Below are 3,795 nucleotides of genomic sequence, written 5' to 3'. Positions count from 1 at the left end.
CAGAAGGTAAGTTCATAAATATTAATGGAGTAGTTGTTTAAAAATGCAGCAGCCAAATATTATCGAACCACTGAACTTTGAGGAAATCTTTTCGAGAATGAAGGAAGAGTTAGTGCGTAGAGATGAAAGTTTTACAGCATTAGTTGAAAGTGATCCAGCGATAAAGATTCTGGAGGTAGCAGCATGGAGAGAACTTTTGCTTAGAGAAAGAATAAATGAAGCAGTAAAGAGTAATTTACTTAAATTTGCGACAGGAGAAGATCTTGATAATTTGGCTGAGTTTTATGGAGTAGAGAGGCAGAAAGAAGAAGATGACGAACGATTTAGAAAAAGAATCAAAGCAAAAATAAAGGGGTGGTCAACAGGAGGAAGCAAAGAATATTATCGTTATCATGCACTTTCGGCAGATAGAAGAGTAAAGGATGCGCTAGTAGAATCACCTATACCAGGGAAAGTACAGATCTCGAAGTAATTGGCTGCAATATTATGGAAATAGATATCCACAGCAGAATCAGCACGAATTATATAACATCAGAGGAAGAAATCAAGAAGCAGTTTATTAAGAAGTTTGAAGCAAGTAAAAGGTTGGGATGGAACGTTACAAAATCTTGGATAATAGCGAATTTATTTGTAGATGGTGTAGAAAACGTGGAATTAATCGAGCCAAAAGAGGATGTTGTGGTGCTAGGTAATGAGTGTGCAAGTTTGAGAAATTTAAAGGTTGAGTAATGTTACTGCCACCAAATGCAAACAAACAAGAAAAAGCGCTAGTAGAAGCAATCGACTACAAAGTTAATCCAAGTTGCATCAAGGAATTTAAATTTAGTCTTAAAGATGAAATACTGCAGTGGATAATAGAAGAATATGGTTTAGAAGAGATACTGCGTTGGGTAAAAAATAAAAGAAGAGCTATAGTAGAAGGAGTAAAATTTCAGCGTTTAAGAGGAACCCCAGCATCACTCAAAATAGCGCTCAAATGGGCAAATATAGAAGATATTACAATTATTGAAGAGCCACCCGGTAAACACTTTTTTGAATTACAGATAGGGATAAGAGACGTACCAAACGACTTCTTCGTAGATGCAGTAGTAGAGCTGGCAAAACTATCACTGCCTGTAAGATCCAGATTGATGAGGATTTTTAACGATTATTATAATGCGCAGAGATTTATATTGGATGAGAGTTTATTTGGAGATCTTCTTTCTGACTATTCAGGGGTAAAAATAGAAAAAGATGGACCAGTACTGTCATTTGGTCGGAAGAACGCATTTGAGCTAAAAATCTTAAATCCAAGTTTTAAGTTTAGTACTTTTCGTGTTCATTATGAGCAAGCATTAAGTAATGATCTGTATAGGCTAGATGTAGCAATACTTGGAGAAACCGAACCTCACACAAAGAATTATAACGGTATTTATGAAAGAAATCATGTGTGGTATAACTTCAAAGCGCTATATCCGCTACCACAGAGCTTATTACCGGCAATTAAGTTTGCGAAAGCGCAAGTTATATTATCGGATAGTTGGGATTTAGGAGACATAAATGCGTGCTTTCCAGTTAGTAGCGTAGAAGAAAGAGGAAATAAATTTGTATTGGGAAGTAGCAAACTATCTGAAGAACTGTGGAATTTAAAATACAAGCCAATTTTAGAAAGATTTTTTGCCGTTCACCACTATCAAGTAAAGAATTTCTCTACCCCCAAAATAATAAGATTTAGCGTAGCAGAACACTACATTCATTTTGAAAACGAATTGGATTCAAAGCAAAAGGATGCAATACAGGAGTTAGAAAATTACATTTTAGTGTTTTACCCAGGTGTACTAACATGGCACGAACATCGACATTTGAACAGAAGTTGGAAAAATAGCCAAGTAATATCTATAATAAGTTAAGTACTTATATTTATATCCTCATATATTATGTTAATAATAGGTTAAAGTGTATGAAATAAACAGAAAAAGACTTGCTTTTTCATGCCAAAACGCACATAACTTAAATAGTAGCAAGTAAACAAAAAAAATTGATCTTGCACTAAAGAGAGCGAAATTGGCGTATGTTTTTATAGTGAGGTATGTAATGGTGCGCCAAGAAGTGCTTGGAGAACAGTTGGTGAAAATCCAACACAAACAAAGTCTAGCCAACAGTTTGGAACAGACCACTATGTTGCATGAGGTAACGAGTGTAATAGAGCTAGTGGGATGGACAATGCAGGGCACAACGGAAGTGAAGGAGTGGAGTCCCGAAATACCTGAAGACATAGAGGTCGACATGTTCATGGCCATGGAAGACAGCATGAAGGATAACGTAAAGGCAAGTTATCACTCACTCTATCGGGATCTGAGACCGTGCCATGTATTGAAATGGACTTCAAGTGAACTTGGGAGATCCCATGCATTCCTATTAAGGTACGTTGGAACAAGTCAACAAAGGCAAGAACTAGCGGAAGATGCAGGGGAAGTCGGACTGATTGATAGTACTCAGAATGTGGGAAAGCCACGTACAAGGGGAAGCGATCAGCAATATAGTAACTGGAATAGGGATTGCTATGCCAATACAACGGAGGTAGGAATAACATGCGATATAAACTAAACCAGATAGCAGTAAGAGCAAAGCAAGATAAGCGACTAAAATTCACATCGTTAGTCCATCTGATAAATACAGAGAATCTTGCGAGATGTTATAAAGAACTGAAGCGTAACAAGGCTTGTGGAGTAGACCAGATAACAGTGGAATCATACGGAGAAAATCTGAATGAGAAACTCGAAGTGCTAGTAGAAAGTATGAAGAGGAAGCAATATCAACCACAACCAGTAAAGAGGGTATATATACCGAAAGCTGGAAGTAAAGAGAAACGCGGACTCGGAATACCATCGACCGAGGATAAATTAGTACAGATTATGCTGAAGAAGATATTAGAAAATATTTACGAGGCAAACTTTCTGGACAGCTCATATGGATTTCGACCAGGAAGAAACTGTCATCAAGCGGTAAATGCACTAGATAAAGCAGTTATGTACAAGCCAATAAACTACATTGTAGAAGTGGATATCAAGAAGTTCTACGATAATATACAGCATAAATGGCTAATGAGGTGTCTAAGGGAACGAATAACTGACCCAAATTTGCTGTGGTTAGTAAAGCGGTTTCTCAAGGCAGGGATAGTCGAAGCTGGAAATTATGAAGCAACAAAACAAGGTACACCACAAGGCGGTATAGTAAGTCCTGTATTAGCAAATATATACTTACATTATGTGTTGGATTTATGGATAGAAAAGAAATTTAAACCAAGATCCAGAGGATATATACAAGTAATAAGGTTTTGCGATGATTTTGTGGTTTGTTGCGAAAGTAAGGTAGACGCGGAAGAATTTCTGGAATTACTGAAACAAAGGCTAAATAAATTTGGGTTGGAAGTATCTGAAAACAAGACCAGAGTAGTAAAGTTTGGCAAGAGGGAGCGGCAACGAGCGATAAGAGAGAAACGAAGGACGGAAAGTTTCAATTTTCTGGGGTTTACGCACTATGGTGCAAAAAGTCGTCGTGGTAGATTAATGATGGGACATAAAACCTCTAAGTTAAATCTAGCCAGAAAACTAAAAGAAATCAAGGAGTGGTTGAAAATAGTCCGCGGAAGTATTCGACTTAAAGATTGGTGGCAAGTACTGAAGGCTAAATTAACAGGACACTATAACTACTTTGGTATTAGCGGAAATTATTGGTGTTTGAAACAATTTTACACATCAGTAAGAAAGCTAGCATTTAAATGGATAAATCGGCGTAGTCAGAAAAAGAGTATGA

Annotated in this window: 3 protein-coding genes and 1 pseudogene; all 4 read left to right on the top strand. The window is 37.1% G+C overall.

The window, feature by feature from the left end; all coding sequences use genetic code 11:
* The first annotated feature begins 43 nt into the window (after positions 1-43).
* Positions 44-729: pseudogene (locus tag BA053_RS05615) on the top strand (baseplate assembly protein).
* Positions 729-1,889, top strand: a complete 1,161-nt coding sequence (locus BA053_RS05610) for a phage tail protein (RefSeq protein ID WP_065106855.1) — start codon at positions 729-731, stop codon at positions 1,887-1,889. The pseudogene BA053_RS05615 and the gene BA053_RS05610 overlap by 1 nt, the downstream one beginning before the upstream one ends.
* A 184-nt stretch (positions 1,890-2,073) precedes the next feature.
* Positions 2,074-2,586: a hypothetical protein gene (locus BA053_RS08160; protein ID WP_245611107.1), complete on the top strand. Its 513-nt coding sequence runs from the start codon at positions 2,074-2,076 to the stop codon at positions 2,584-2,586.
* On the top strand, positions 2,571-3,795 hold a 1,225-nt coding region (gene ltrA / locus BA053_RS05600), incomplete at its 3' end, for a group II intron reverse transcriptase/maturase (RefSeq protein ID WP_065106854.1). The genes BA053_RS08160 and ltrA, both read left to right, overlap by 16 nt.

The organism is Wolbachia endosymbiont of Nomada ferruginata, assembly GCF_001675785.1.
In the GTDB taxonomy this organism is placed as follows: Bacteria; Pseudomonadota; Alphaproteobacteria; order Rickettsiales; family Anaplasmataceae; genus Wolbachia; species Wolbachia pipientis.
This window is presented reverse-complemented; position numbering and strand designations above follow the sequence as displayed.

What these genes read in the sequence shown, in the direction of transcription:
- BA053_RS08160 (WP_245611107.1), top strand. Translation starts at nt 2,074, where the DNA reads ATGGTGCGCCAAGAAGTGCTTGGAGAACAGTTGGTGAAAATCCAACAC.
- BA053_RS05610 (WP_065106855.1), top strand. Translation starts at nt 729, where the DNA reads ATGTTACTGCCACCAAATGCAAACAAACAAGAAAAAGCGCTAGTAGAA.